Origin of the sequence: Bradyrhizobium jicamae (assembly GCF_018130695.1) — a bacterium.
In the GTDB taxonomy this organism is placed as follows: Bacteria; Pseudomonadota; Alphaproteobacteria; order Rhizobiales; family Xanthobacteraceae; genus Bradyrhizobium; species Bradyrhizobium jicamae_B.
Map to the genome: position 1 here is coordinate 109,631 of NZ_JAFCJX010000006.1, position 23,260 is coordinate 132,890.

Here is a 23,260-nt window from a genome sequence, read left to right on the forward strand (position 1 = left end):
CCCGTACTGCCGGGCCGGCGCTCTCAGGCCGCCCCGTCCTGCGGCGGGTCCTTCATCGCGGCATCCAGCATCTGGCGGGCCGCCATCAGGTCCTTCAGCACCCGTTCGAGGCGCTCGCGATCGGCGGCGGCGACGCCCGCCGGGGCGCGCACCGGCGGGGCCACGGCAGGCGCCGGCTCGCGCTCGCGGGCCGAGGGCTGGGCGCGGGCCTTGAAGGTCGAGAGAATCGCGTCCTTGTCGACATCGACGAAGCGGTAGTCGATCTCGGTCTCGCTGTTGTCGTAGTCGACCTCATCGGACTCGTCGGGCCCGTGCAACTCGGCGGCATCGTCATCCGGCTCATTCAGGCTGGCGCCGATCGCCTCCTCCACCGCGCCGAACGAGACCGCCGAGTTCTCCTCCGCGATGTTCTGCACCGACTTGATGCCGTGTTCTTTCAGGATCCGCTGCACGCCGCGGATGGTGTAGCCCTCGCCGTACAGCAGCCGGCGGATGCCCTTCAACAGGTCGACGTCGTCGGGGCGGTAGTAGCGGCGGCCGCCGCTGCGCTTCATCGGCTTGATCTGGGCGAAGCGGGTCTCCCAGAACCTCAGCACATGCTGGGGAATGTCGAGCTCTTCAGCGACTTCGCTGATGGTACGGAACGCATCCGGCGCCTTGTCCAAACGCCCGCTCCTCTTTCAATGCATGATCCGCCAGAACCGGGATCATCACGACATTAGATCATGATGCGATTCGCAGGAATCGCATCCCACGATCGAATGGGTCAGTCGTCCTTGGCGGCCTCGCCGTTGGTCGGCGTATGACCGTTGATCCGCTGCTTCAGGATCGCCGACGGCTTGAACACCATGACCCGCCGCGGCGAGATCGGCACCTCGGTGCCGGTCTTCGGATTGCGTCCGATCCGCTGACCCTTCTTGCGCACCATGAAGGAGCCGAAGGACGACAGCTTCACCGTCTCGCCTTTTTCCAGGCAATCCGTGATCTCCTTCAGCACGAGCTCGACGAAAGCCGACGACTCCGTCCGCGACAGGCCTACCTTCTGGTAGACCGCCTCGCACAGATCGACTCGTGTGACTGTTTTTCCGGTTCCAATGGTCATCGCCTGCCCCGCACTCTCGGCGAACAATTTGTTGACTGAAATTAAAAGCTTAGCGCCAAATGGTCAACAGCGACCATCATGCAGTCGCATGAAAGAAATCGGCTAACTACCTGTACTTTTAATCGACTCGTTTACCAGCGCACGAGCGCCGAGCCCCAGGTGAAGCCGCCGCCCATCGCTTCCAGCAGCAGCAAATCGCCCTTCTTCACCCGTCCGTCCTTCACGGCGACCGACAGCGCCAGCGGGATCGAGGCGGCGGAGGTATTGCCGTGCTTGTCGACGGTCAGCACCACCTTCTGCGGCGCAATATGCAGCTTGTGCGCGGACGCGTCGATGATTCGCTTGTTGGCCTGGTGCGGGATGAACCAGTCGATGTCCTCGGCGGTGATGCCGGTGGCATTGAAGGCGTCGACGATCACGTCGGTGATCATGCCGACCGCGTGCTTGAAGACCTCTTTGCCTTCCATCCGCAGGTGGCCGACCGTCCTGGTCGAGCCGGGACCGCCGTCGACGAACAGCTTTGCCTTGTGGCGGCCGTCCGAGCGCAGATGCGTGGTCAGCACGCCGCTGTCGGAGGTCTTGCCGGGCTGCGTCTGCGCTTCGAGGACGATAGCGCCGGCGCCGTCACCGAACAGCACGCAGGTGCCGCGGTCGTTCCAGTCGAGGATGCGCGAGAAGGTCTCGGCGCCGATCACCAGCGCGCGCTTGTAGGCGCCGGTGCGCAGGAAATTGTCGGCGGTGGCGAGCGCGAACACGAAGCCGGAGCAGACCGCCTGCAGGTCGAACGCCGCGCCGTGGTTGATGCCGAGCCCGTGCTGGACCGCGACCGCGGTCGCCGGGAACGTGTTGTCGGGCGTCGAGGTCGCCAGCACGATCAGGTCGATCGCCTGCGGATCGAGCCTGGCATGCGCCAGCGCTGCGCGCGCCGCCTTGATCGCCAGATGCGAGGTGAACTCGTCGTCATCGGCGATGTGACGCTCGCGAATGCCCGTGCGCTGCACGATCCACTCGTCCGACGTGTCGATGCGGGCCGCCAGTTCAGCATTGGTCACCACACGCTCCGGCAGATAGGAGCTGCAGCCGAGCACGACCGATCGTATCGCAGTCACGAGACAGCCTCCTGCGCGGTCGGCGCCTGCACCAGTGCGCTGCCGTCGCGATGTAGCATCTGATTGATCTTGGTGAGGAGATCGTTGCGGGCCATGTCATAGCCAACATCGACCGCGTAGGCAAAGCCTTCCGCGTTGGTGCCGCCGTGGCTCTTGACCACGACGCCCTTCAGGCCGAGCAGCACGGCGCCGTTCGATTTGTTGGGATCGAGCTTGTCGCGCAGCTTCCGGAACGCGCCGCGGGCAAAGAGATAGCCGATGCGGGCGAGCCAGCTCGAGGTGATGGCCTCGCGCAGGAAGGCGAACATCTGGCGCGCGGTTCCCTCGGCGGCCTTCAGCGCAACGTTGCCGGTGAAGCCCTCCGAAACGATCACGTCGGCTCGGCCCTCGCCGATGCCGTTGCCCTCGACGAAGCCGATATAGTGGAGCTGCGGCGAGTTCATCGCGCGCAGCAGTTCCGCCGCCTCGCGAATCTCCTCGTGGCCCTTGACCTCCTCCTCCCCGATGTTGAGGAGACCGACGGTCGGCCGTGGCAGGTTGAACAGAACGCTCGCCATTGCGCTGCCCATCACCGCCAGCGCAACCAGATGCTGGGCGTCACCGCCGATCGAGGCGCCGAGGTCGAGCACGACCGAATCGCCGCGCAAGGTCGGCCACACCGCCGCCAGCGCAGGACGGTCGATGCCCGGCAGCGTCCGCAGATTGAGACGCCCCATCGCCATCAGCGCGCCGGTGTTGCCGGCGGAGACCGCTACATCGGCCTCGCCTTTCTTCACGGCGTCGATCGCCAACCACATCGAGGAGGTCTTGCGGCCGCGCCGCAGCGCCTGGCTCGGCTTGTCGTCGCCGCTGACGGCAACGTCGGTATGGATGATCTTCGAGACTTTCTGCAGCGCCGGATGCTTCGCAAGCTCCGGCTCGATCTTGGCCTGGTCGCCGAATATCAGGAATTCGCTGTTGGAGTGACGGCTCAACGAGATCGCAGCGCCCGGAATGACGACCGATGCGCCGTCATCGCCACCCATGGCGTCAAGCGCGATTCGAACCTTTTGAGGCATGAACGTCCCGGAAACCTGCATCTCTTGCGGCCCGTCATCTGCTCTGGGCCGCGCTTTGAACGCCGCCGCTTTCAACGGCGCGCGGCGAAGCGCAAACAGGCGCCCCGGCCGGGCCGCGACAATACCGTGTCCTTGCTCCGACACAACTCTCTTGGCCGTCATTGCCGCCAACGATCGTAGTAAAGGCGACTTACAGCCAAATCTAGAAACAAAACCATATGTTTCAATGGCTTAAATCAACATCTTCGACCGCCGCCCCACCCAATTCAGGCGTGACGCCAAGCCGTTCATCCACCCCAGGATCTTCTTAATCGGCTTTCGGCTTGCCAACAGACTTCCCCTTGGGCCTCCGCTTGCTCGGCTTCTGCTGCAGCACTTTGAGGGCGGCAAAAGGATGATCCTCCGGGTCGGGCGCCTCGACGGCCTGCTCGAACACGGCATCCGGCTTGCGCGGATAGGGATCGATGCCGAGAAACAGTGCGTCGGTGGCGACCCGGCCGAGATCGATGAAGCCACCCTCGATCGGCTCCGGCGGATCCGGCGTGTTCTCGTCGCCCTCCTCGGCATCGTCGACGAGATCGGCCATCTCTGGAATCTGCTCCGGCGGCGCGAACACCAGATCGACCTCCTCGTCGACCTCGCTCTCGATCGGATCGAGCGTCACCACGCAGGTCTGGCCGATCCGCGCGCGCACCCGCCCGGTGACGGTGACCCGCCCGTCCCGCCGCGGCACGACGTCGAAAGAGGCGCGGGCGGAGAGCACCTCGCGGAGTTCGGCGACCTCAGCCATCGCCTGGCGGATACCGGCGTCGGCCTCTATCTCGCGATGCAGCCCGGTCTCCGGGATTTGCCCCACATTGATCAGCACGCGCCAGGGATCGCGGGCCTGCTCGGGGCGGTCATGCGTGCCCTTGCTCATGCCACTGCTCCCGCGACATCAGGTGACGGAAACGCCCACGCCCCACTCAGCAGCGCCGCGGCATCGACGCGGTCGAGCTCGCCCATCACTCGCTTGGCATAGGCCGCAAGCTTGCGCGCCGCTTCGATGTGCTCGCCATGGAGGATGTTCTTCGAGAAGGCCTGCGCCAGCGCCTCGTCGCTGTCGGTCAGCGCCAGGTCGTAAGCCGCGGTGCGGCCATAGAAGGCCTCGCCGAACGCCTTCATCCGCTTCGGCACCGTCTGGTCGCCGACACCCATCTCGCGCAGATTGTCGTCCATGTCGGTGCAGAAATGATCGAATAGCGCCTGCGATAGGTCCGAACCGGCCTCAACTGTTCTCAGCCGCCGCAGCACCAGCCACAGATGCATCAGAAGCAGGTCGAATCGGCCGTTAACCGTGTCCGGGACGGCCAAGCCTCGGTAAAACAACGGTTCTCGTGCCTGCGTCACGATCATGCCATAGATGGTCTCAATGGTGCCGCTCGGGGCTATCCGGGGTTTCCTGAAGTGATTGAACGGCCAAAGCATGCTGGGTTCCGCGCGCGAGCCGGGGGGCCCTTGTTGGGTCGCCTTGCGGCGGCTCACCTGTATTGCAATCGATTGAGCTGCCCGGTACGTCAACGCCTCGCGCGATGCAAGGGGACGGATTAGTTCCGCCAATGACCTTATCTATCCAAAGACAGCCTCGCGTGGCCACACGCGGCTTCGTTTCGCGCTTCCGCGCCGCCGCGGTGATTGCGCTGACCTGCGCCGTGCTCGGCGCCTGCACCGGCGAGCAATTCCAGAAGGGCTACATCCTGCCGCAGGGCGCGCTGGAGCAGATTCCGATCGGCGCCAGCCAGGACCAGGTGCTGATCGTGATGGGCACGCCCTCCACCGTCGCGACGCTGGACGGCGAGGTGTTCTATTACATCTCACAGCGCTCCGAGCGCCCGATCGCCTTCATGAACCAGAAGGTCGTCGACCAGCGCGTGATCGCGATCTATTTCGACAAGAACCGGCAGGTGCGGCGTCTGGCCAATTACGGCCTGCAGGACGGCAAGATCTTCGACTTCATCAGCCGCACCACGCCGACCTCGGGTCAGGAGATGTCCTACCTGACGCCGCTGTTCAAGCTGCTCAGCTTCAACTAGGCATCGCCGCAAACGCTTCCACATCAGGCACTTTGTGTGATCACCGTCACATACCGACGAGAGCGGTGATGCCAAATGTGGTCGCATCGGCGTCGGATGATCGCGCCGACTCAAGGAGGCATGCGATGACTGATGCAATCAATGCGACGAGCGACGTTCTGGGTGAGCGCGAGCTCGATGCGGTGTCTGGTGGCTTGTTGAGTCTCCCTTTGGCGGCATACACAGTGCGGCCCGCCAGCAATGGCGAAGGCGCATCGGGCGGTCAAAGCGACCCGGCCCAAATGTTTCAACAGATCTTGCAGCAATTGACCCAAGGGCAAGGGTAAGCGCACCGGGTGCAGGCCGACGCAGCGGGTCAGAACTCGCGCGTCAGCGATGCGTGCGCCCTCATCGTGCGGCGCTCTCGCGTCCCGGGCACACTGCGGCGGGACGTGCCGCAGTGCTGAACGGGGACCGACCTCCCCGATAGACCCGGAACAGCAGCGCACCGCGCCGCCAAGCGCGGCACGCTGCGCAGCATCTGGGGAACGTAGACGAACGGCTGACGCGCTGCGCCAAGTCGCCGCTTGCCCGAGGGGCAAGCGCTCCCCTACGCTCGCCTGCAAAAGAAGGCTTGAGCTGGGGAGTAAGCACATGACAAGCAAACGATTTTCCCGCCGCACGGTATTGGCAGGCGCAGCCGGCATCACGGCTGCTGCGATCGTGCCGCGCGCCAGCCTCGGCGCCGGCGACTGGCGGCCGACCGAGACGGTGCGGCTCATCGTGCCGGCCGCCGCCGGCGGCTCGACCGACGTGATGGGACGCCTGCTCGCGGCGCATCTGCAGCCGATCTGGGGCCAGTCGGTGGTGGTCGAAAATCGTTCGGGCGCCGGCGGCACCATCGGCACGTCGGAAGTCGTGCGCGCCAAGGGCGACGGCCACACCATCCTGATTGGCAACCCGGGGCCGAACGCGATCGCCTACAGCATCTTCAGGAATCTCACCTACAAGGCGGATCAGCTGCAGCCGGTCAGCAACATGATCCGGATTCCCAACATCGTCTCGGCGCATCCGGCGACCGGCATCAAGTCGATCCCCGAGCTGATCGACTATCTGAAGAAGAACCCGGACAAGCTCACCTACGGCTCGTCCGGCACCGGGCAGAGCCCTCACCTCACCGGCGCCTGGTTCCTGCAGCTCACCGGATTGAAGATGACCCATGTGCCGTTCCGCGGCGCCGGCCCCGCATTGCAGGCCGGCCTTGCCGGCGACATCCAGATCCTGTTCGACAACCTCTATCCCTCCCTGCCGCAGGTGCAGGACGGCAAGCTCAACGGCCTCTGCGTCACCACACAAGAGCGCAGCGATTCCGCGCCCAACCTGCCGACCATGCGCGAGAGCGCAGCCGAGCTCGCCAAGTTCGACGTCTCCTCCTGGTTCGGCGTGTTCCTGCCGAAGACCGCGCCGGCGCCCGTTCTCGACGAGCTCAACAAGCAAGTGAAGGCGATGCTCGAGCGCGACGACGTCAAGAAGAACGTCGCCGGCATGGGCGCCCGCGCCGACTACGGTACACCGCAGCAGTTTTCCGAGTTCGTGGACGCGGAGACCAAGAAGTTCGCCGCGATCATCGAGAAGGAAGGGCTGCAGATGGAGGTGAAGTAAGCCTCCATTCAAGGGCGCGACCGGTGGACAGAAGGTACCAGCCATTGCTACCCTCAACCGATAATTTGAAGAAATAATCGGGGACTGGGGGCTATGGCTGAAGGGTTTGAGGCGGTTGTCGCCCTCTACGTCAAGATGCGGAATTACACCGCGCTGGAGCAGCAAAAAGAACACCGTGTGCGACTGCTCGACCAGCTTGCGAAGCAGCCTGCCTACACGGTGACGCGGAAGTCCATCCAGCAGGACATCGACATTCTCGATCGGGCGCTCGCGGAACGGCTCAAGCGGTCGAACCTGATGTGCCACGTCGACGTCTTCACCGACCAGCGGGTTTCCGGTTGGATCTACTACAAGGACATTCCGGAGACCCCCGTCGTCCTCGACATCTTGCTGGACGCGACGCATCTTGCCTCCGTCACGGCGGACGCCTCTCGGGGGGATGTGCTCAAGGCCGGTTTCGCAACCGGGAAATGTGGCTTCTCGTTCAAATTTCCGGACGATGTCACCTCTCGCGGCGCGATGATGATGTCTGTTCGCACCGCCACGGGCAAAACCATCGGCCTGCGCAAGATTGGACAGAGCTGATCGACGACGTCGCCCGATGCGATGACGATTCAGCCTGATCTCATCGCGCTTCAGGACGACTTGTTGATCTTCTTGAGCTTGGCATCGGTGGCTTCGATCGCCAAAGCCAGCTCGAGGATGGCCTTGGACAACAACTCGGCGGCCTCCTTCTGGTCCTGCGACTTGGAAGCGCGGAGAGCATAATTCCGGGCGGATGAAAGCGACATGATCGATCTCCGTGCTGGTTCTCGGATGCGGAGCAAACGAGGTCGATGCCAGGCAAAAACCCCGCGGCTCGCACCGCGGGGCTCTCCATTTGACGAGTTTCGCTCGGTGCGCAAGCAACAACTGCGCAACGATGGTCAGTGATCTCCGTGACGCCCTACCCCGTCGTCACCCCATCGATCGGGCTGATGTCGCCGACGAAGCGCAGCAAGTCGCTCATCAGGAAGGTGCCCGGCGTCTTCGCCGGCAGGGTCGGCTTCCAGCTGGGATCGCTGAGGAACGACTGGGTGTCGCCGGCGACAAGGCCGATGAAGACTTCGGCCACGATGCGCGCGCCGACCGGGCCAAGCCGCAGCCCGCCGCTCTTCACCTGCGCCTCTTTCAGGATGTAGTACCAGAGCGGCGTCTTCTGATCCAAACCCTCGGCCGCGGCCACCGCGCCGTCAGGCCCGGTCCCGATCTCCGCCGGCGTCAGTGCGGTGATGCCCATCACGCGCGCCACGTCCTGCCCCGACGGCAGGCCGAGATGCACGCCGCGCCTGAGGTTGCGGTCCGGCAGGCTGCCGCCGCCGCCCGGCAGATCATGCAGCTGCGCGACGAGCAGCGGATCGATCTTGCGCGAATGGTTGAACAGGAACAGCGGCGTCGGCGCCACCGGCGGATCGAACTCGTAGAAGCGGCTCCAGTCGATGATCCAGTCGGTCGGCAGCGTCGCGACATTCGGCGGCAGGCCGGGCAGTGACGGCAAGGTGGCCGCGTCCTGCCCCATGATCAGGCCGGACAGGCCGGAGAACGCGAATTCGAGCTTCAGCGACGCCGAGGTGAATCCGCCCGGCGTGAAGACATGGTTGTGACTGTAGAACTCGCGCACCATGCTGTGGCCGAGCCGATAGGCGGCGGCCGAGAACTCGACCGGCATGTAGGGCACCTTCTGGAAGCGATAGAACTTCCGCCCTTCATGCAGGATCTTCTTGACGATGCCGGTCTCGGTGAGGCGCTCGACGAAGTCGTGCAGCACCATCCATTGATAGTGCCAGGTGACCTGCTTGCGCGCTTCCGAGAACAGCTTGTCGGTGGGCGGCGGAGTGGGGCCGGCACTGAGCCGATCCACCACCTTGTTGTGGAACTTGAGGAATGCGAGGTGGGTCTGCGCGACCAGCAGGTTCTCGTCATTGCGGTGATCGCCGATCAGCGCCCGCCCTTGCGAATTGCGCGGCAGGTCGTTGGGGAAATCACCCGCCGCCCGCGGCGTCGCCGCGGTCTTGCCGAGCAGGAATTTCGCGCCGGGCTGGGTGGGATTGCCGGGATCGCGCGCGTAGAGCTGCGGGCTGCCGTCGGGGCCGAGCCCATAGATGCTGTCGAGGTCGAGCCGCGGCGTGCGGAAGTTCTGCGTGGCGTGCGGATCCTCCTGCTTCTCCGCGATCGAGGTCAGGTCGAGCGTAATGTCGTGATCGACGAACTGGCCGAGATAGGTGAAGCCGGAGGGAATGTTGGGATTGTCGCCGCCCGGGCTGTTGGGCTGGGCGTCGCGCATCGCGTCTGCGAGCTTGCGCAGCTTGTCGTCGGCGACGTTGAGCGCCGGCAGATCGAACATGCGGCCGAACAGGCCGGGGTCGGCATTGTCCTTGAAGGGCCTGAGACCGGCTTTGGTCGGGTGGCGCCCTGCTCTGCCGTGCCTTGGGTTGGTATTCGCAACTTGCGTCATGCTTACCTCCATGGGGCGAAGTGATCCACGCTGATCACGCCCGGAGGTAAATTTTATCGGAGACACAATCTGTAATTGATTTCACAGTTGGCCGCGGCATATCGACTGCTGCGACATATCGACAGCGCTGGGACGCATCAAACGTGGAGGTGGGCTGCGGAATGTCTCTTGACTTAGAGTGCGCTCGAACTCGTAACTTCCCGTGCGTCGTGACGAGAGACACGCGGGCATGAAGATCGGCGAACTGGCAAGGCGTTCGGGGCTGACAACCCATACGATCCGCTACTACGAGCGGATTGGGCTGTTGCCCTACGCGGACAGGGACCGATCCAGCCGACGCGATTACGATGCCTCGATCCTGCTCTGGATCGAGTTTCTCGGTCGTTTGAAGACGACCGGCATGCCGATCCGGGAAATGCTCCAATACGCGGAGCTTCGCGAGCGAGGCAGCGACACGGAGCCCGCGCGGCGCGCACTGCTGGAACGGCATCGCGAACGCGTGCGTACCCGTGTCGACGAACTGAACGCTTGTCTCCTCGTCCTCGACACCAAGATCGGCGGTTATGCCGAAGTGGAACAGAGGATGAAAGACTATGATGCAGCACTTCCCCAGCGCCGGCGAAAGCCGGTTGGAGCGCGGTCACCGCGCGCTCGGTGAAATCGATGGACAGGCCGGCCACAAGGTCGTGGCCGCGCTCGCCGATATTGCCCCCGACTTCGCCACCTACATCTTTGAGTTTCCATTTGGCGACATCTATTCACGGCCGGGACTCGACCTGCGTTCGCGCGAAATCGCGACGATTGCAGCGCTTGCTGCCATGGGAAACGCCGCGCCTCAACTCAAGGTCCATATCGAGGCCGGTCTGAATGTCGGGCTCACCCGCGACGAGATCGTTGAGATCCTGATCCAGATGGCCGTCTATGCCGGGTTCCCGGCCGCGCTCAACGGACTGTTTGCCGCGAAGGAGGTGTTCGCACAGGTGGCTGGGCATGGACCGGCAGCCAAGACATGAGCCTTCGGGCGCTGCAGTCGCGCGGCCGACGCAGAGCGGCGGCGCCCGCGCAGCAGACGACCCGCCAAAAGAAGAACCCCGCGGCGAGGCCGCGGGGCTTTCACTGTGAATGCTAGACTGCTCAGTGCGCGAGGATCGCGAGCAAGAGCAGCGCCACGATGTTGGTGATCTTGATCATCGGGTTCACCGCCGGGCCCGCCGTGTCCTTGTAGGGATCGCCGACGGTGTCGCCGGTCACCGCGGACTTGTGGGCATCACTGCCCTTGCCGCCGTAGTGGCCGTCCTCGATGTACTTCTTGGCGTTGTCCCAGGCGCCGCCGCCCGAGGTCATCGAGATCGCGACGAAGAGACCGGTGACGATCACGCCGAGCAGCATGGCGCCGACCGCGGAGAATGCCGCCGACTTGCCGGCCGCACCGCCGCCCGCGATCGCGTAGATCAGGAAGTAGACCACGATCGGAGACAGCACCGGCAGCAGCGAGGGGATGATCATTTCCTTGATCGCCGCGCGGGTCAGCAGGTCGACCGCCTTGCCGTAATCCGGCTTGTCGGTGCCCTGCATGATGCCCGGCTTCTCGCGGAACTGGCGACGCACCTCCTCGACGATCGCGCCGGCCGCACGGCCAACGGCCGTCATGCCCATCGCGCCGAACAGATACGGCAGCAGGCCGCCGAACAGGAGGCCCACAACCACGTAGGGGTTGTTGAGCGAGAAGTCCGGATTGACGCCCTTGAAGTAGGCGTGGTTGGCGGAGTCGGCGATGAAGAATTTGAGGTCCTGGTTATAGGCCGCAAACAGCACCAGCGCGCCGAGACCGGCGGAGCCGATCGCGTAGCCCTTGGTCACCGCCTTGGTGGTGTTGCCGACCGCGTCGAGCGCGTCGGTCGACTTGCGCACTTCCTTCGGCAAGCCGGCCATTTCGGCGATGCCGCCGGCGTTGTCGGTCACCGGACCGAAGGCGTCGAGCGCGACGATCATGCCGGCCAGCGCCAGCATGGTGGCGGTCGCGATCGCGATGCCGAACAGGCCGGCCAGGCTGTAGGTGACGAGGATGCCGGCGATGATCACAATCGCGGGCATCGCGGTTGCTTCCATCGAGACCGCGAGGCCCTGGATCACGTTGGTGCCGTGACCGGTGACCGAGGCCGAGGCAATCGACTTCACCGGGCGATAGTCGGTGCCGGTGTAGTATTCGGTGATCCAGATGATCAGGCCGGTAACGACGAGGCCGACCACGCCGCACTCGAACAGCGCCATGCCGGTGTACTCGACGCCGGCGAGCTTGCCGAAACCGACCAGCCAGTTGATGGCGGCGGCGACGCCGAACAGCGACAGCACGCCGGTGGCGATCAGGCCCTTGTACAGCGCGCCCATGATGGACTGGCTGGCGCCGAGTTTGACGAAGAACGTGCCGATGATCGAGGTGATGATGCAGATGCCGCCGATCGCGAGCGGCAGGATCATCATGTTCTCCAGGATCGGCGTCTTGGCGAAGAAGATCGCGGCCAGCACCATGGTGGCAACCGCGGTCACCGCATAGGTCTCGAACAGGTCGGCCGCCATGCCGGCGCAGTCGCCGACGTTGTCACCGACGTTGTCGGCGATGGTGGCAGGATTCCGCGGATCGTCCTCGGGGATGCCGGCCTCGACCTTGCCGACGAGGTCGCCGCCGACGTCAGCACCCTTGGTGAAGATGCCGCCGCCGAGACGGGCGAAGATCGAGATCAGCGAGGCGCCGAAGCCGAGCGCGACCATCGCGTCGATCACGGTGCGGCTGTCGGCCGCCAGGCCCATGAACTTGACCAGGATCATGAAGTAGATGGTGACGCCGAGCAGCGCGAGGCCTGCGACCAGCAGACCGGTGATCGCACCCGCCTTGAAGGCGAGCTCGAGGCCGCCGGCGAGCGAGGTGGTCGCCGCCTGCGCGGTGCGGACGTTGGCGCGCACCGAGACGTTCATGCCGATGAAGCCGGCCGCACCCGACAGCACCGCGCCGATCAGGAAGCCAACCGCCACCGGCATGCCGAGGAAGAAGGCCAGCAGAATGAAGATCACGACGCCGACCATGCCGATCGTGGTGTACTGCCGGCGCAGATAGGCCTGCGCGCCTTCGGCCACCGCGGCTGCAATTTCCTGCATCCGCGCGTTGCCCGCATCCGCGTTCAGAACCGACGAAGTAGCCCAGATCGCGTAGACAATCGAAAGCGCCCCGCAGAGCACAATCACCCATAGAGCTGTCATGTGAATTTTGCCTCAGATCCTTGATGTACCCCCGCGCCGTTATTTTCCGCAGAGCGGCAGGCGCTTATTCGAAGAGATCGACCCTCCCCAAAAAGGGCCGCCTCAAATCGGGCGCGACCTTGCCAAAATCGCCATCCCTGTGCAACGCCACCAAAGGCCGCAAAGACCGATTTCGGCAGGTATTTAGAAGGAAAGTCGAAGGTTTCGGCCCAAATCCTAGAAATGGCTGTAGGACAGCCGTTTCAGCACCAGTTCCCTGCCCTGGGCATCGAGAAAACTCGGCGGCGCGTGGCCTGCGATGATTCCCCCGATCGCGGTCGCCTCGACGCCCAGGCGGCGGGCAGCCTGGATGAAAGGCGCGACGCGATCGCCGGGGACGGTGCACAGCAGCTCATAGTCGTCGCCGCCCGCGATCAGGGTCTCGATGCCGATCGCCTTGCGCGCCAGCAGCGCGGAGGCAGCCTGCGACAGCGGGATCTTCGGCACATTGATGATGGCGGAGACGCCGGAGGCCGCGCAGAGCTTCGTCAGGTCGCCGGCGAGCCCGTCGGAGACGTCCATCGCTGCGCTGGCGTGGTCGCGCACGACGGTCGCAATCGCATTGCGCGGCTGCGGCACCCGATACCGCATGGCCAACGCGTCACGGTCGCCGGCGCCGAGCGATGCCGCCGCCCCGCCCTTGAGCACGTCGAGGCCGAGCGCGGCGTCACCGATCGTGCCTGTCACCACCACCTGATCGCCGGCCCTAGCGCCGGAGCGATGCACCATCTTGCCGGGCGGCACGCGTCCGAACGCGGTGATCGAGATCATCAGCGGCCCCGGCGTCGACACGGTGTCGCCGCCGAGCAGCGGACAGCGATAGCGCGCCGCATCCTCGCCGAGCGCCTGCGCGAACGGCTTCAGCCAGCCCTCCTCTACCGCGCGCAGCGCCAGCGTCAGCACAAAGCCGGCCGGCACCGCGCCCTTGGCCGCGATGTCGGAGAGGTTCACCCGCAGCGCCTTGCGCGCCAGCGTGTCCGGGGGATCGTCGGGCAGGAAGTGCACGCCCTCGACGATGGCGTCGGTGGTGACGACGATGTCGTCGCCGGTGGGCATCAGCGCCGCGGCATCATCGTCGAGCTTGAACGCGCCGGGATCGGTCGCGAGCGGCTTGAAATAGCGCGCGATGAGGGAGTCTTCGCCGGAGTGCTTGTCTTGACGATTGGTCATGAAGCGCGCCGCACCCTCAGCTGTCATCGCCCGTTATCATAACCGCCGCGGCGTACTGGATCACCCGCATTCGCGGGTGATGACACCGGAATAGGCAGTTATCCCCGCACGAACTCGTCGGCGCGGAACTGGCGGGCGATCTGGTCGAGCACGGCGTTGACCATGCCGGTCTCGTCCTTCTCGACGAAGGCGTGCGCGACGTCGACATATTCGGAGACGACGACGCGGCCCGGCACGTCCTTGCGGTGCTCCAGCTCATAGGAGCCGGCGCGCAGCACCGCGCGCAGGATCGCGTCGATGCGCTTCAGCGGCCAGCCCTTCTGCAGGGCGTCGTCGATCAGCGGATCGAGCTTGGCCTGGTCGCGCACCACGCCCGACACCACGTCGCGGAAGAACGCGGCTTCGGCCGGCAGGTACTTGTCGCCCTCGACCTCGTTGCCGAGCCAGTGGCTCTCGAACTCGGCGAAGATGTCGTTGATCCCGGCGCCGCCGATGTCCATCTGGTAGAGCGCCTGGACGGCCGCGAGCCGCGCGGCACCGCGCCGGTTGGCTTTCTTGTCGGGACCTTTCGCCGGCTTCTTGCTGTCAGCCATGATCAAGCCTTTGCCAGCCGGCGCTTGATGCGCAGCATCGCGAGCGCCGCGCGCGCGGCATCGCCGCCCTTGTTGAGTTCGCTGGCGCGGGCCCGCGCCCACGCCTGCGCCTCGGTGTTGACGGTGAGGATGCCGTTGCCGAGCGGGAATTTGCGCGCGATGGCAAGGTCCATCAGGCCGCGCGAGGATTCCTGCGAGACGATCTCGAAATGGATGGTATCGCCGCGCACCACGCAGCCGAGCGCGATCGCCGCGTCATACGGCTTGCCCTTCTCGGCGGCGGCATCGATCGCGATCGCGATCGCCGCCGGGATCTCCAGTGCGCCGGGCACCGTGATCACCTCATGGGTCGCACCGGCCGCCTTGATCTCGGTCACCGCGCCTTCCAGCAGCGCATCCTGGATGTCGTCATAGAACCGCGCCTCGACGATCAGCACGCGCGCGCCGGAAATGTCGGTCTGGTCCTTCAGGGGTGCACGCCGTGCGTCAGCCATCTCTGTATCCATTTCATATCGTTGACATTTATCAATAACGCTGGATGTCAACGGTGCGCGTATGTACTCGCGCCAGCAGGCAAAGCCAAGGGCGCTGCTACTTCATTTCCGACAGCCTGGCCGCATAGCGGGCCATCAGGTCCACTTCGATATTGACCTCGCTGCCGGCCTTCCAGCCGCCCAGCGTCGTCACACTCAGAGTATGCGGGATGATCAGCACCGAAAACGTGACATCGTCGACCGTATTCACAGTCAGCGACACACCGTCCAGCGTGATCGAACCCTTGGTCGCGATGAACCGCGCCAGCTCCCGCGTGGTCCTCAGCTCGAAGCGCGCCATGTCGGGCAGATCGTCGCGCTTGACGATGGTGGCGACGCCGTCGGCATGACCAGCCACGATATGGCCGCCGAGCTCGTCGCCGATCTTCAGCGCGCGCTCGAGGTTGAGCCGCGTTCCCTTCGCCCAATGCTTGGCCGTGGTCATGCCGAGCGTTTCGGCCGCGGCATCGACATCGAACCAGGTCCTGTCACCCTCGACGCCGGAGGCGACCACGGTGAGGCAGACCCCGTTGCAGGCGATCGAGGCGCCATCGGCGATGGTCGTCTGGTCGTAGCGGCAGCCGATCCGCATCCGATGCAATTGCCCCTGCGCCACCGGCGTCAGGGCTGTGATCTCACCGACATCGGTGACTATTCCGGTAAACATCAGGCGCGCTCGTAAATCGTCAAACTGTCCTTGGCGAGGCTCTCGCTAGCACGAAGCCTGAAGGCCTGCGACTGCGTGATTGCGGCCAGCGGCAATGCGCCGAGCGCAGGAACGCCATCGGCGCCGATCGTATCCCGCCCACGCAACAGCCAGATTTCATCGACCAGGCCCGCCGCGATGAAAGATTCTGCCACGCGCGCCCCGCCCTCGACCATCAGCCGCGAAATCCCCTTCTCCGCGAGCGTATGCAGCACATCAGGCAGATCGAGCCCCGGCGGATTGGCCGACGGCTGCACGCGCATCACCTGCGCCCCGGCGGCGCCGAGCGCCATCGCAGCAGGTGCCTCGGCGAAATCCGAGGTCATCACCCAGAGCGGCGTCTCGCGCGCCGAATGCACCATCCGGCTGGCGCCCGGCAGCCGCAACGCGCGGTCCAGCACGACCCGCACCGGCGAGCGCGCTGCCATGCCCGGCAGGCGGCAGGTCAGCATCGGATCGTCAGCGAGCACCGTGCCGATCCCGACCAAAATCGCGTCGCATTGCGCGCGCAGCAGATGCACCCGCGTCCGCGCCGCTTCACCTGATATCGCCACCGGCTTGTGGCCGGCCGCGCCAATCTTGTCGTCCGCGGACACCGCAAGCTTGAGGATCACATGCGGACGCTTGTCTGTGATGCGGCGGAAATGCCCGGCATGGTCACGCGCGGCGTCCGCAGCACCGAGCCCGAGATCGACGGTGATGTCAGCTGCGCGCAACCGCGCATGCCCCTGCCCGCCCACTTCCGGATTGGGATCCTCGATCGCCGACACCACGCGCGCAATGCCGGCCGCGATCACCGCGTCCGCGCAAGGCGGCGAGCGGCCGAAATGCGAGCACGGCTCCAGCGTGACATAGAGCGTTGCGCCGCGCGCCGCCTGCCCCGCCCGGCGCAGCGCCTCGACCTCGGCATGCGGCCTCCCCCCGGCCTGCGTCCAGCCTCGGCCGACGATCACGCCGTCCTTGACCACGACGGCGCCGACGGCCGGATTGGGCCAGGTCCGCCCCAGCCCGCGGCGGCCGAGCGCGAGCGCCAGCTCCATGAATCGCTGGTCGGCGGCTTTTGCCTGTTTGATTTTCTCGGCGTACTGGTCTTCCAGAATGCGGAAGATCATTTGCGCAACGTCGCGACCCGCGGATCCTCTTCGCCGGTCAGCTCGTCCAGCACCGCCTCGAAATCCTTGGCCTCGCGGAAATTGCGATAGACCGAGGCGAAGCGGACATAGGCGACGTCGTCGAGCTGGCGCAGATGCTCCATCACTATCTCGCCGATCGCCTCCGAGGAGATTTCCGCCTCGCCGCCGCTTTCGAGCTCGCGCACGATGGTCGAGACCATCTTCTCCACCCGCTCGGACTCCACCGGACGCTTGCGCAGGGAGATCTGCAGCGAGCGCACCAGCTTGTCGCGGTCGAACGGCACGCGCCGTCCGTTGCGCTTGATCACGGTGAGCTCGCGCAGCTGCACGCGCTCGAAGGTGGTGAAGCGGAAATTGCAGGCGATGCACACGCGCCGCCTGCGGATCACGGCGGAATCCTCGGTCGGACGCGAGTCCTTCACCTGCGTATCAAGACTGTTGCAGCTCGGACAACGCATCCAACGAGATTCCTAAGAGGTCTTTTGTTTGCGCATGATCTTGTCGGAAAACCGGTACCCACTTTTCCGGATCATGCGCGTGCTTACTGATAGATCGGGAAACGATCCGTCAGCGCCTTCACGCGCTCCTTGATCGCGGCTTCCACCAGCGGCGCCTGGCCGTCGGCCGACTGCGCCAGGGCGTTCAGCACTTCCGCGATCATGCCGCCGACCTGCTTGAACTCGGCGACGCCGAAGCCGCGCGTGGTCGCGGCCGGCGTGCCGAGGCGCAGGCCCGAGGTCACGAACGGCTTTTCGGGATCGTAGGGGATGCCGTTCTTGTTGCAGGTGATCGCGGCGCGCACCAGCGCCTTCTCGGAGACGTTGCCCTTCAGGCCCTTCGGGCGGAGGTCGACCAGCATCAGATGGTTGTCGGTGCCGCCGGACACGATGTCGAGGCCATGGCCGCGCAGCGTCTCGGCGAGCGCCTTGGCATTCTCGACCACGTTCTTGGCGTAGATCTTGAAGTCCGGACGCAGCGCCTCGCCGAACGCGACCGCCTTGGCGGCGATCACATGCATCAGCGGGCCGCCCTGCAGGCCCGGGAAGATCGCCGAGTTCAGCTTCTTGGCCAGCGTCTCGTCGTTGGTGAGGATCAGGCCGCCGCGCGGGCCGCGCAGCGACTTGTGCGTCGTGGTGGTGGTGACGTGCGCGTAAGGCACCGGCGAGGCATGCACGCCGCCGGCGACGAGGCCGGCGAAATGCGCCATGTCGACCAAGAGATACGCGCCGACGCTGTCGCCGATCTCGCGGAAGCGCTTGAAGTCCCAGGCGCGCGAATAGGCCGAGCCGCCGGCGATGATCAGCTTCGGCTTGACCTGCTCGGCCTGCTTCGCGACCTCGTCCATGTCGATGATCTGGTCCTCGCGGCGCACGGTGTAGTGCGCGGCCTTGAACCACTTGCCGGACATGTTGACAGGCGAGCCATGGGTGAGATGGCCGCCGGCGGCGAGGTCGAGGCCCATGAAGGTGTCGCCAGGCTGCAGCAGCGCCAGGAACACCGCCTGGTTCATCTGGCTGCCCGAGTTCGGCTGCACGTTGGCGAAGCCGGCGCCGAACAGCTTCTTGGCACGCTCGATCGCCAGCTTCTCGGCGACGTCGACCCATTCGCAACCGCCATAGTAGCGCGCGCCCGGATACCCTTCCGCATACTTGTTGGTCATCACCGAGCCCTGGGCCTCCAGCACGGCCCGGCTGACGATGTTCTCGGAGGCGATCAGCTCGATCTCATGGCGCTGCCGGCCGAGCTCACCCTTGATCGCGGCTGCGATCTCCGGATCGGCCTCGGCAAGTCCAGCCGTGAAGAAGGAGTCGGGCGCAGAAGCGGTCTTGGTCGAAGAGGTCATCGGCGAAATATCTCCACCGCCGCAAGCCTTTAGCCGGAATGCGGGCGGTCACGAGTGGCGGTCGAAGCTGGTCGCAGAGCGATATCACATCGCCCCGGAATGGCCAAGCCGTTGCGGTCCCGGGGTGCCAATTATGCCAGATATGGTGGGGATGGCGGGGATTTGGGAGGGGGCGATAGCAGCACCCAGCCAAACCTATCTAACTTGGAAAAATTGCTGTTTCTGCTCGACCGGCAAGCTCAAAGGTTAATACGCTAAACGAAACTACGATTCGCCCGAGTTTGTCCGATGTCTGCCCCATTTGATCCTAGGGCGATAGCAAACCTAATGCTCGACGTAGCCGATGGAAACGGCCAGCGTCTGTCCAATCTTGCGTTGCAGAAGTTGCTCTACTTTGCCCACGCCACCTTTCTCATTGAGACGGGCACTCCACTCGTTAGCGGCTTTTTCGAAGCGTGGAAGTACGGGCCAGTGCATCCCATTGTTTATCGATCGTTTCGGTCTTCTGAAGGAAGACCGATCAAAGATCGCGCGATGAGCGAAGACCCCGTTACTGGCGAGCTACGTCTGCCAACGATCGCCGACGCTCCTGACGCTATGAGACACGTTCGAAAGATACTTGCGCTATACGGCACGATCACCCCGGGTCGCTTGGTCGACATCACCCATGCCCCCAATGCGCCGTGGCACTACATTGTGAACAAATCGAAAACATCCGTTGCTCTGGGTCTCCGGATACCTGACAATGTGATTCGCGATCGATTTAAATTTCACAAGGTGACAGTTTCGGCCGCACCGCGGCACGGAGAGCCTGATGAAGATTCGCCCATTGCCGGAAACTGATCTCGCGCGCATCGCGCCGATGCCACGAGACGAGAAGCGACGCGCACTGCTGCAGCAGAAGGAAGGATGGTCTCCGTATTCCTACCTTCCCGCACGGCTTGCAGTCCCTGACATTCTGAACACCCAATACGATCTGCTTCCTCCCTCCAGCCCTACACCGTGGGCTCAAGTCCATAGTCGCGTACTTCACGAGAGTCGGAGTACCGTAGAGTTTGAGAACAATCTTGCGGTCTCTGCCGCACTTTATGCACATGCCCAGCAGCAGAGTTGCTTTTCTCGGCACAGGCCATTCGGAACGGTCTCGACCTCGATTGCTGATCCGCTGCGATATTGGTTGGACTTAGTGGTCACGTTTCAAGACCGATCGTTCATTCCGTTCTTTGACCCTCGACGAGGAAAAAGGCTAACTGCGCGTGGCAGGCGGTTTGTCTTTTCGATGATGCATGAAAACATCCGTGTGCGGGATCCCGATTACGCGGGCTTGGACCTACGCATATTTCAGTTTAGTTCGGCAAAAGATCAGCCGCGCGAGCTCAGAATTTTTTCCAGTGAAGGCGAAGAACTTTACACCTTCGACGAACTGAACGAGATGATCCAGGAAACCTACGATATGTGGTCGGAAATCTTGTTTGAGCGGACTGCAAAACGTCGTGCCAGCGGCGGGGCTGGTCCATTGATTTGACGTTTTGCTGCGTCGAATTAGAGTTCGCTATTTTTTGTTGGCTTCGTGAATCCCTCGCGGATTACACGTTCCAAGACAGTTGTCCCGTGTCTCTGCGTACGGACAGCGCCTAAATCGGCGACGCTTCCCTTGCTAATTTGAGCGTTGCTTATGGAAGGTTCAGATTTCGTTTGTGCAGGAAGTGACAAACGCAACTGACGATCATCTCGTCGTTCAGGCATTCTTCTCTCCCGATGTCTTTCCAGCCTCAATCTTCATAAGTCTGGCAACCACTAATCTCTCACGAGCCTCGAAGCCATCGAGTGGCGCAAGCGATACAGGCTTAGCTTCGTGACGATTCGTTAACAACAACCTACCTTCTTTCTTTCGAGCGCCGCGATCCTTGAATAGACGGATCATGTTTCTGGGCGCCACGCCCTCATATTGCAGAAAGACCACTTTCTTACCGAGATCGGCCTCGCTTATTGAAATTGTATCCTCGTGAAGATTAAGCGCCAAGCTCTTCGTGTACGGTTCAATGTAGATCACCCGCCGAATGCCGGCAGCAACAATATGCCTCGCACAGCTGTGACACGGGAAGGTAGTTGAATACAACGTTCCTCCAATCAGGCCGGCTTTACCGTTCCTTGCCACGGAAATGATCGCCTCCATTTCCGCGTGAACCGCACGAGAGAATTCAATCAAGTTCTTCACATCGGAATTATGAAGAACATTAATTGCGCGAGCCTGTTTCTTTGCATCCACCGCTCCGCTCTTAGAATCAAAAATTCCAGCTTCTCCGAGGGCGACAGCAATACGCGAAAGTATCTCCTCCTTTCTTGAATCGTTATGGCAAATCTTTCCTCGCCATTGGAAGCAACGATGATCGTCATCGCCGTCCTCCCGGGAGTAAAGACCGCCACCAAACTTCGGGACATCGTTGTTACCCATGCCAATGATGTCGCCTTCGGCATTAGCGATAACGGCCCCGACTTGTCGAGAAAGGCACGCTGATTCTGCCGCGGCGGATGTTGCAGCGTACATCGCGCTTTCGTCTTTCGTCGGCGTTTGGACTCCGATCGCAAAAATAACGTCCAAGAAGCGATCAACAGTTCGGCTCAAATTCTTGTCGTTGTCGCCATCGTTCCGGATGAAAAAGTCGCCCAAGAACATTGCATCTCTAACACGCTGGCCGGACCTCACTCCTTCATCTTCGTCACGCCTAAATATCTCAACGATATAGTTTTCATTGTGCCCCTCCATAACTAAGCGGCTACGACGGACCTCGTCCGGCGCAAAGATGCCGATCAACCAGAAGGTCTCACCGTACACCTCTCGCAATCGCTTCACTTCATCAGGATGCTTGATTGAGTCGACAATCGTGAAATGCCGGCGCGGTTTTGGCAAATCGCCTTCTCGAGCGCCACGATCTAAATTTATTTGAGCAACGATCTTCTCGATGAGGTAGGTGTTTCCAAAAGTCTGACGCAGCTTAGTTCCGAAGTGTTGGAGTCTTTCGGTACGACGACCGTCATTTGATTCTACCGCTTCTTCGCCCAATACCTTCGCGCTTTGATTAATGATTGCGCTGACCTTTAAAGTTCTCCCTTCATATCCAAACTGAGACTTGAGCTTTTCACTAAATATGCTCGCGCAATACGAGATTCCGGAGCCGATTGGTCCGACGAATCCGATGACAAGTTCATCCGTCTTGCGGTCATCTACGTCGAGCAGATCGACATCTGTGTCGACTGAAAACAATGCAGTCTGTCGCTTCTGAATTGGCATAGTATTCCTGGTTGAAACGCAATGTGGAGGACAACCTGACAGGAAAATCGTATGAAAAACAAGTCGGTATCATTACCGACGGCCCGAACGCGTGTTGAAACAAGCAAAGGACTAAAGGACCAGACCCCCGCGAGCAATACTAGCTGGCGGACAAAATTCCTTGCTCGACGGGCACGTAGAGTTCGAGCAATCCTCGCATGCCTGATTTGGCCAGATCAGTTTGGTCGGCAGTACGCTCAAGCTTTCTTGGAAGACTTCCTGGCCAACCGAGCGCGCGCCTCCTTGCGCAGCGCCTTCATGTCAAGAACGCCGGCAGAGCCACTGGCAACACCCTCGTCCCAGAGCTGGCGAAGGCGCTTGATTTCGTCCTGGCGCAACTCACGCTTGAGCTGCCAGTCCCGCACGGCCTCTCGCACAATCTCGCTCGTGGTGGCGTACTCGCCGGCATCCACGGCAGCCTTGAGCGACGACACCTGCTCCCCCGTCAACGCCACGCTTAGTTTTTCGACCTTGCTCGCCACAGCCGCCTCCTCCGAGGGGCAAATATTACTACTTTATACTACCAATGCCAACCGGCGCTAATTCTTACCTGTCGCGCACGCCGCCTGGCAGCTCTCCATGCCATCGAAGCAGGCGTCGACCTTTGCCTTGTCCAGCAAGCCCGCCGAGCAGGCGCCGAAGCGGTCGCTGCACGCGGCGCGGCAGGCTTCCGTCTCCCGAACGGACGCCTCCCTGGGTGGCGCACCCGTGCAGGAGCTGGCAAACGGCACGTTGCTCCAGGACCAGGCGAACTCGCGGCCGTTCATGTCGACGCATTGGCGTGCGGCCAGCGGTGCCTGATCGGTGGCAGGCGCTTCGTCGGCACGCGACAGTGCGCACTGTAAGAACAGACAAAAGCCCATCAGGGCGACCGCAAGACCGGTAGGTCGGACCATCGGCAACGCTCCGTTTGAGGCGACGCGCTGCCTCGATCGGCTGCTCAACCCTCAGGATACTTCGCTAGCGCCTGGCCAAGATCATGGCGTTAACGATACGGCGCCACGTTTACCTCAAACCCAGGGCGCCTCGCGACCCTGCAATTGCAGATTGTTTCTGGCACCGGGCTGAGCCATCCTCCCGCTCGTTTTCGGCCCGGTGCCCGATGTTCAGACCTTTCGCCCTTTGCTTCCTGCTATTCGCTGCCGCAGCCCCTGCTCTCGCCGGCCTCGCGCCGAGTGGTC

At 63.1% G+C, this 23,260-nt stretch carries 27 protein-coding genes; 8 read left to right on the plus strand and 19 right to left on the minus strand.

Translation table 11 applies throughout. The annotated features are described in order from the left end of the window. Positions 1-23 precede the first annotated feature (23 nt). The 6 genes from JQ604_RS10380 to JQ604_RS10405 form a co-directional block, all read right to left on the minus strand. On the minus strand, positions 24-665 hold the full coding sequence (locus JQ604_RS10380) for a MerR family transcriptional regulator (RefSeq protein WP_212356211.1): 642 nt from the start codon (positions 663-665) through the stop codon (positions 24-26). Positions 666-766: 101 nt separating this feature from the next. After that, positions 767-1,102: an integration host factor subunit alpha gene (locus JQ604_RS10385; protein ID WP_212356212.1), complete on the minus strand. Its 336-nt coding sequence runs from the start codon at positions 1,100-1,102 to the stop codon at positions 767-769. 131 nt (positions 1,103-1,233) lie between these two features. Further along, entirely contained in the window at positions 1,234-2,211 is a 978-nt protein-coding gene (locus JQ604_RS10390) for a beta-ketoacyl-ACP synthase III (protein WP_212356215.1), read from the minus strand. Further along, a complete protein-coding gene (gene plsX / locus JQ604_RS10395; RefSeq protein WP_212356218.1) occupies positions 2,208-3,269 on the minus strand; it encodes a phosphate acyltransferase PlsX in 1,062 nt (353 codons plus the stop codon). The genes JQ604_RS10390 and plsX overlap by 4 nt, the downstream gene beginning before the upstream one ends. A gap of 307 nt (positions 3,270-3,576) precedes the next feature. Next, a complete protein-coding gene (locus tag JQ604_RS10400) occupies positions 3,577-4,188 on the minus strand; it encodes a YceD family protein (protein ID WP_212356221.1) in 612 nt (203 codons plus the stop codon). Beyond that, positions 4,185-4,736: a ubiquinol-cytochrome C chaperone family protein gene (locus tag JQ604_RS10405; RefSeq protein ID WP_212356224.1), complete on the minus strand. Its 552-nt coding sequence runs from the start codon at positions 4,734-4,736 to the stop codon at positions 4,185-4,187. The genes JQ604_RS10400 and JQ604_RS10405 overlap by 4 nt, the downstream gene beginning before the upstream one ends. Positions 4,737-4,867: 131 nt before the next feature. On the opposite strand from JQ604_RS10405, the gene JQ604_RS10410 reads away from it, so the two are divergent. From JQ604_RS10410 to JQ604_RS10425, 4 genes are all read left to right on the plus strand, one after another. Further along, positions 4,868-5,341 carry an outer membrane protein assembly factor BamE gene (locus JQ604_RS10410; RefSeq protein WP_349631087.1) on the plus strand — a complete coding sequence of 158 codons (474 nt, stop codon included), beginning with the start codon at positions 4,868-4,870 and terminating at the stop codon, positions 5,339-5,341. A gap of 125 nt (positions 5,342-5,466) precedes the next feature. Beyond that, complete coding sequence (locus tag JQ604_RS10415; RefSeq protein ID WP_212356230.1) at positions 5,467-5,667, plus strand: hypothetical protein; 201 nt, start codon at positions 5,467-5,469, stop codon at positions 5,665-5,667. 307 nt (positions 5,668-5,974) lie between these two features. After that, the gene (locus JQ604_RS10420) at positions 5,975-6,982 is read left to right on the plus strand and encodes a Bug family tripartite tricarboxylate transporter substrate binding protein (protein ID WP_212356233.1); all 1,008 of its coding nucleotides are present in this window, start codon (positions 5,975-5,977) and stop codon (positions 6,980-6,982) included. A gap of 93 nt (positions 6,983-7,075) precedes the next feature. Continuing rightward, a complete protein-coding gene (locus JQ604_RS10425) occupies positions 7,076-7,567 on the plus strand; it encodes a hypothetical protein (protein WP_212356236.1) in 492 nt (163 codons plus the stop codon). Positions 7,568-7,617: 50 nt separating this feature from the next. On the opposite strand, the gene JQ604_RS10430 is transcribed toward JQ604_RS10425, so the two are convergent. Further along, positions 7,618-7,773, minus strand: coding sequence for a hypothetical protein (locus tag JQ604_RS10430; protein WP_212356239.1), 156 nt, complete (start codon positions 7,771-7,773; stop codon positions 7,618-7,620). Positions 7,774-7,928: 155 nt separating this feature from the next. Next, positions 7,929-9,476, minus strand: a complete 1,548-nt coding sequence (locus tag JQ604_RS10435; RefSeq protein ID WP_212356242.1) for a peroxidase family protein — start codon at positions 9,474-9,476, stop codon at positions 7,929-7,931. A gap of 229 nt (positions 9,477-9,705) precedes the next feature. Between JQ604_RS10435 and JQ604_RS10440 the strand changes: the two genes are divergently transcribed. Both JQ604_RS10440 and JQ604_RS10445 read left to right on the plus strand, forming a co-directional pair. After that, a complete protein-coding gene (locus JQ604_RS10440; protein ID WP_212356245.1) occupies positions 9,706-10,134 on the plus strand; it encodes a MerR family transcriptional regulator in 429 nt (142 codons plus the stop codon). Beyond that, positions 10,070-10,489, plus strand: a complete 420-nt coding sequence (locus JQ604_RS10445; protein ID WP_433996237.1) for a carboxymuconolactone decarboxylase family protein — start codon at positions 10,070-10,072, stop codon at positions 10,487-10,489. The genes JQ604_RS10440 and JQ604_RS10445 overlap by 65 nt, the downstream gene beginning before the upstream one ends. Positions 10,490-10,610: 121 nt before the next feature. On the opposite strand, the gene JQ604_RS10450 is transcribed toward JQ604_RS10445, so the two are convergent. The 8 genes from JQ604_RS10450 to glyA form a co-directional block, all read right to left on the minus strand. Continuing rightward, on the minus strand, positions 10,611-12,731 hold the full coding sequence (locus JQ604_RS10450) for a sodium-translocating pyrophosphatase (protein WP_212356249.1): 2,121 nt from the start codon (positions 12,729-12,731) through the stop codon (positions 10,611-10,613). Between the two features lie 216 nt (positions 12,732-12,947). After that, entirely contained in the window at positions 12,948-13,940 is a 993-nt protein-coding gene (thiL, locus tag JQ604_RS10455; RefSeq protein WP_212356252.1) for a thiamine-phosphate kinase, read from the minus strand. 98 nt (positions 13,941-14,038) lie between these two features. Then, positions 14,039-14,533, minus strand: coding sequence for a transcription antitermination factor NusB (gene nusB, locus JQ604_RS10460; RefSeq protein WP_212356255.1), 495 nt, complete (start codon positions 14,531-14,533; stop codon positions 14,039-14,041). Positions 14,534-14,535: 2 nt separating this feature from the next. Next, entirely contained in the window at positions 14,536-15,027 is a 492-nt protein-coding gene (ribH, locus tag JQ604_RS10465) for a 6,7-dimethyl-8-ribityllumazine synthase (protein ID WP_212356258.1), read from the minus strand. Between the two features lie 97 nt (positions 15,028-15,124). After that, the gene (locus JQ604_RS10470; RefSeq protein ID WP_212356261.1) at positions 15,125-15,733 is read right to left on the minus strand and encodes a riboflavin synthase; all 609 of its coding nucleotides are present in this window, start codon (positions 15,731-15,733) and stop codon (positions 15,125-15,127) included. After that, the gene (gene ribD, locus JQ604_RS10475; protein ID WP_212356264.1) at positions 15,733-16,884 is read right to left on the minus strand and encodes a bifunctional diaminohydroxyphosphoribosylaminopyrimidine deaminase/5-amino-6-(5-phosphoribosylamino)uracil reductase RibD; all 1,152 of its coding nucleotides are present in this window, start codon (positions 16,882-16,884) and stop codon (positions 15,733-15,735) included. Before ribD ends, JQ604_RS10470 begins: the two co-directional genes overlap by 1 nt. Continuing rightward, positions 16,881-17,363, minus strand: coding sequence for a transcriptional regulator NrdR (gene nrdR, locus JQ604_RS10480; protein WP_212356267.1), 483 nt, complete (start codon positions 17,361-17,363; stop codon positions 16,881-16,883). The genes ribD and nrdR overlap by 4 nt, the downstream gene beginning before the upstream one ends. An 83-nt stretch (positions 17,364-17,446) precedes the next feature. After that, on the minus strand, positions 17,447-18,748 hold the full coding sequence (gene glyA / locus JQ604_RS10485; RefSeq protein WP_212356270.1) for a serine hydroxymethyltransferase: 1,302 nt from the start codon (positions 18,746-18,748) through the stop codon (positions 17,447-17,449). 288 nt (positions 18,749-19,036) lie between these two features. On the opposite strand from glyA, the gene socA reads away from it, so the two are divergent. Continuing rightward, positions 19,037-19,591 carry a type VI toxin-antitoxin system SocA family antitoxin gene (socA, locus tag JQ604_RS10490; RefSeq protein WP_212356273.1) on the plus strand — a complete coding sequence of 185 codons (555 nt, stop codon included), beginning with the start codon at positions 19,037-19,039 and terminating at the stop codon, positions 19,589-19,591. Then, complete coding sequence (socB, locus tag JQ604_RS10495; protein ID WP_212356276.1) at positions 19,563-20,273, plus strand: type VI toxin-antitoxin system SocB family DNA replication inhibitor toxin; 711 nt, start codon at positions 19,563-19,565, stop codon at positions 20,271-20,273. The genes socA and socB overlap by 29 nt, the downstream gene beginning before the upstream one ends. A gap of 213 nt (positions 20,274-20,486) precedes the next feature. Here socB and JQ604_RS10500 read toward each other — a convergent pair whose 3' ends face one another. The 3 genes from JQ604_RS10500 to JQ604_RS10510 form a co-directional block, all read right to left on the minus strand. Further along, complete coding sequence (locus JQ604_RS10500) at positions 20,487-22,040, minus strand: anti-phage dCTP deaminase (RefSeq protein ID WP_212356279.1); 1,554 nt, start codon at positions 22,038-22,040, stop codon at positions 20,487-20,489. 236 nt (positions 22,041-22,276) lie between these two features. After that, on the minus strand, positions 22,277-22,561 hold the full coding sequence (locus tag JQ604_RS10505) for a ribbon-helix-helix domain-containing protein (RefSeq protein WP_349631088.1): 285 nt from the start codon (positions 22,559-22,561) through the stop codon (positions 22,277-22,279). 57 nt (positions 22,562-22,618) lie between these two features. Next, positions 22,619-22,975, minus strand: a complete 357-nt coding sequence (locus JQ604_RS10510) for a hypothetical protein (protein ID WP_212356282.1) — start codon at positions 22,973-22,975, stop codon at positions 22,619-22,621. Between the last annotated feature and the right edge of the window lie 285 nt (positions 22,976-23,260).

Bases quoted from the DNA above. Each gene is read 5' to 3' on its own strand.
- glyA (WP_212356270.1), bottom strand. From the start codon at position 18,748: ATGACCTCTTCGACCAAGACCGCTTCTGCGCCCGACTCCTTCTTCACG.
- ribD (WP_212356264.1), bottom strand. From the start codon at position 16,884: ATGATCTTCCGCATTCTGGAAGACCAGTACGCCGAGAAAATCAAACAG.
- plsX (WP_212356218.1), bottom strand. From the start codon at position 3,269: ATGCCTCAAAAGGTTCGAATCGCGCTTGACGCCATGGGTGGCGATGAC.
- ribH (WP_212356258.1), bottom strand. From the start codon at position 15,027: ATGGCTGACGCACGGCGTGCACCCCTGAAGGACCAGACCGACATTTCC.
- JQ604_RS10500 (WP_212356279.1), bottom strand. From the start codon at position 22,040: ATGCCAATTCAGAAGCGACAGACTGCATTGTTTTCAGTCGACACAGAT.
- JQ604_RS10430 (WP_212356239.1), bottom strand. From the start codon at position 7,773: ATGTCGCTTTCATCCGCCCGGAATTATGCTCTCCGCGCTTCCAAGTCG.
- JQ604_RS10420 (WP_212356233.1), top strand. From the start codon at position 5,975: ATGACAAGCAAACGATTTTCCCGCCGCACGGTATTGGCAGGCGCAGCC.
- thiL (WP_212356252.1), bottom strand. From the start codon at position 13,940: ATGACCAATCGTCAAGACAAGCACTCCGGCGAAGACTCCCTCATCGCG.
- socA (WP_212356273.1), top strand. From the start codon at position 19,037: ATGTCTGCCCCATTTGATCCTAGGGCGATAGCAAACCTAATGCTCGAC.
- JQ604_RS10440 (WP_212356245.1), top strand. From the start codon at position 9,706: ATGAAGATCGGCGAACTGGCAAGGCGTTCGGGGCTGACAACCCATACG.
- JQ604_RS10445 (WP_433996237.1), top strand. From the start codon at position 10,070: ATGATGCAGCACTTCCCCAGCGCCGGCGAAAGCCGGTTGGAGCGCGGT.
- JQ604_RS10415 (WP_212356230.1), top strand. From the start codon at position 5,467: ATGACTGATGCAATCAATGCGACGAGCGACGTTCTGGGTGAGCGCGAG.
- JQ604_RS10400 (WP_212356221.1), bottom strand. From the start codon at position 4,188: ATGAGCAAGGGCACGCATGACCGCCCCGAGCAGGCCCGCGATCCCTGG.
- JQ604_RS10385 (WP_212356212.1), bottom strand. From the start codon at position 1,102: ATGACCATTGGAACCGGAAAAACAGTCACACGAGTCGATCTGTGCGAG.
- JQ604_RS10425 (WP_212356236.1), top strand. From the start codon at position 7,076: ATGGCTGAAGGGTTTGAGGCGGTTGTCGCCCTCTACGTCAAGATGCGG.
- socB (WP_212356276.1), top strand. From the start codon at position 19,563: ATGAAGATTCGCCCATTGCCGGAAACTGATCTCGCGCGCATCGCGCCG.
- JQ604_RS10405 (WP_212356224.1), bottom strand. From the start codon at position 4,736: ATGCTTTGGCCGTTCAATCACTTCAGGAAACCCCGGATAGCCCCGAGC.
- JQ604_RS10435 (WP_212356242.1), bottom strand. From the start codon at position 9,476: ATGACGCAAGTTGCGAATACCAACCCAAGGCACGGCAGAGCAGGGCGC.
- JQ604_RS10410 (WP_349631087.1), top strand. From the start codon at position 4,868: ATGACCTTATCTATCCAAAGACAGCCTCGCGTGGCCACACGCGGCTTC.
- JQ604_RS10510 (WP_212356282.1), bottom strand. From the start codon at position 22,975: ATGGTCCGACCTACCGGTCTTGCGGTCGCCCTGATGGGCTTTTGTCTG.
- JQ604_RS10470 (WP_212356261.1), bottom strand. From the start codon at position 15,733: ATGTTTACCGGAATAGTCACCGATGTCGGTGAGATCACAGCCCTGACG.
- nusB (WP_212356255.1), bottom strand. From the start codon at position 14,533: ATGGCTGACAGCAAGAAGCCGGCGAAAGGTCCCGACAAGAAAGCCAAC.
- JQ604_RS10450 (WP_212356249.1), bottom strand. From the start codon at position 12,731: ATGACAGCTCTATGGGTGATTGTGCTCTGCGGGGCGCTTTCGATTGTC.
- nrdR (WP_212356267.1), bottom strand. From the start codon at position 17,363: ATGCGTTGTCCGAGCTGCAACAGTCTTGATACGCAGGTGAAGGACTCG.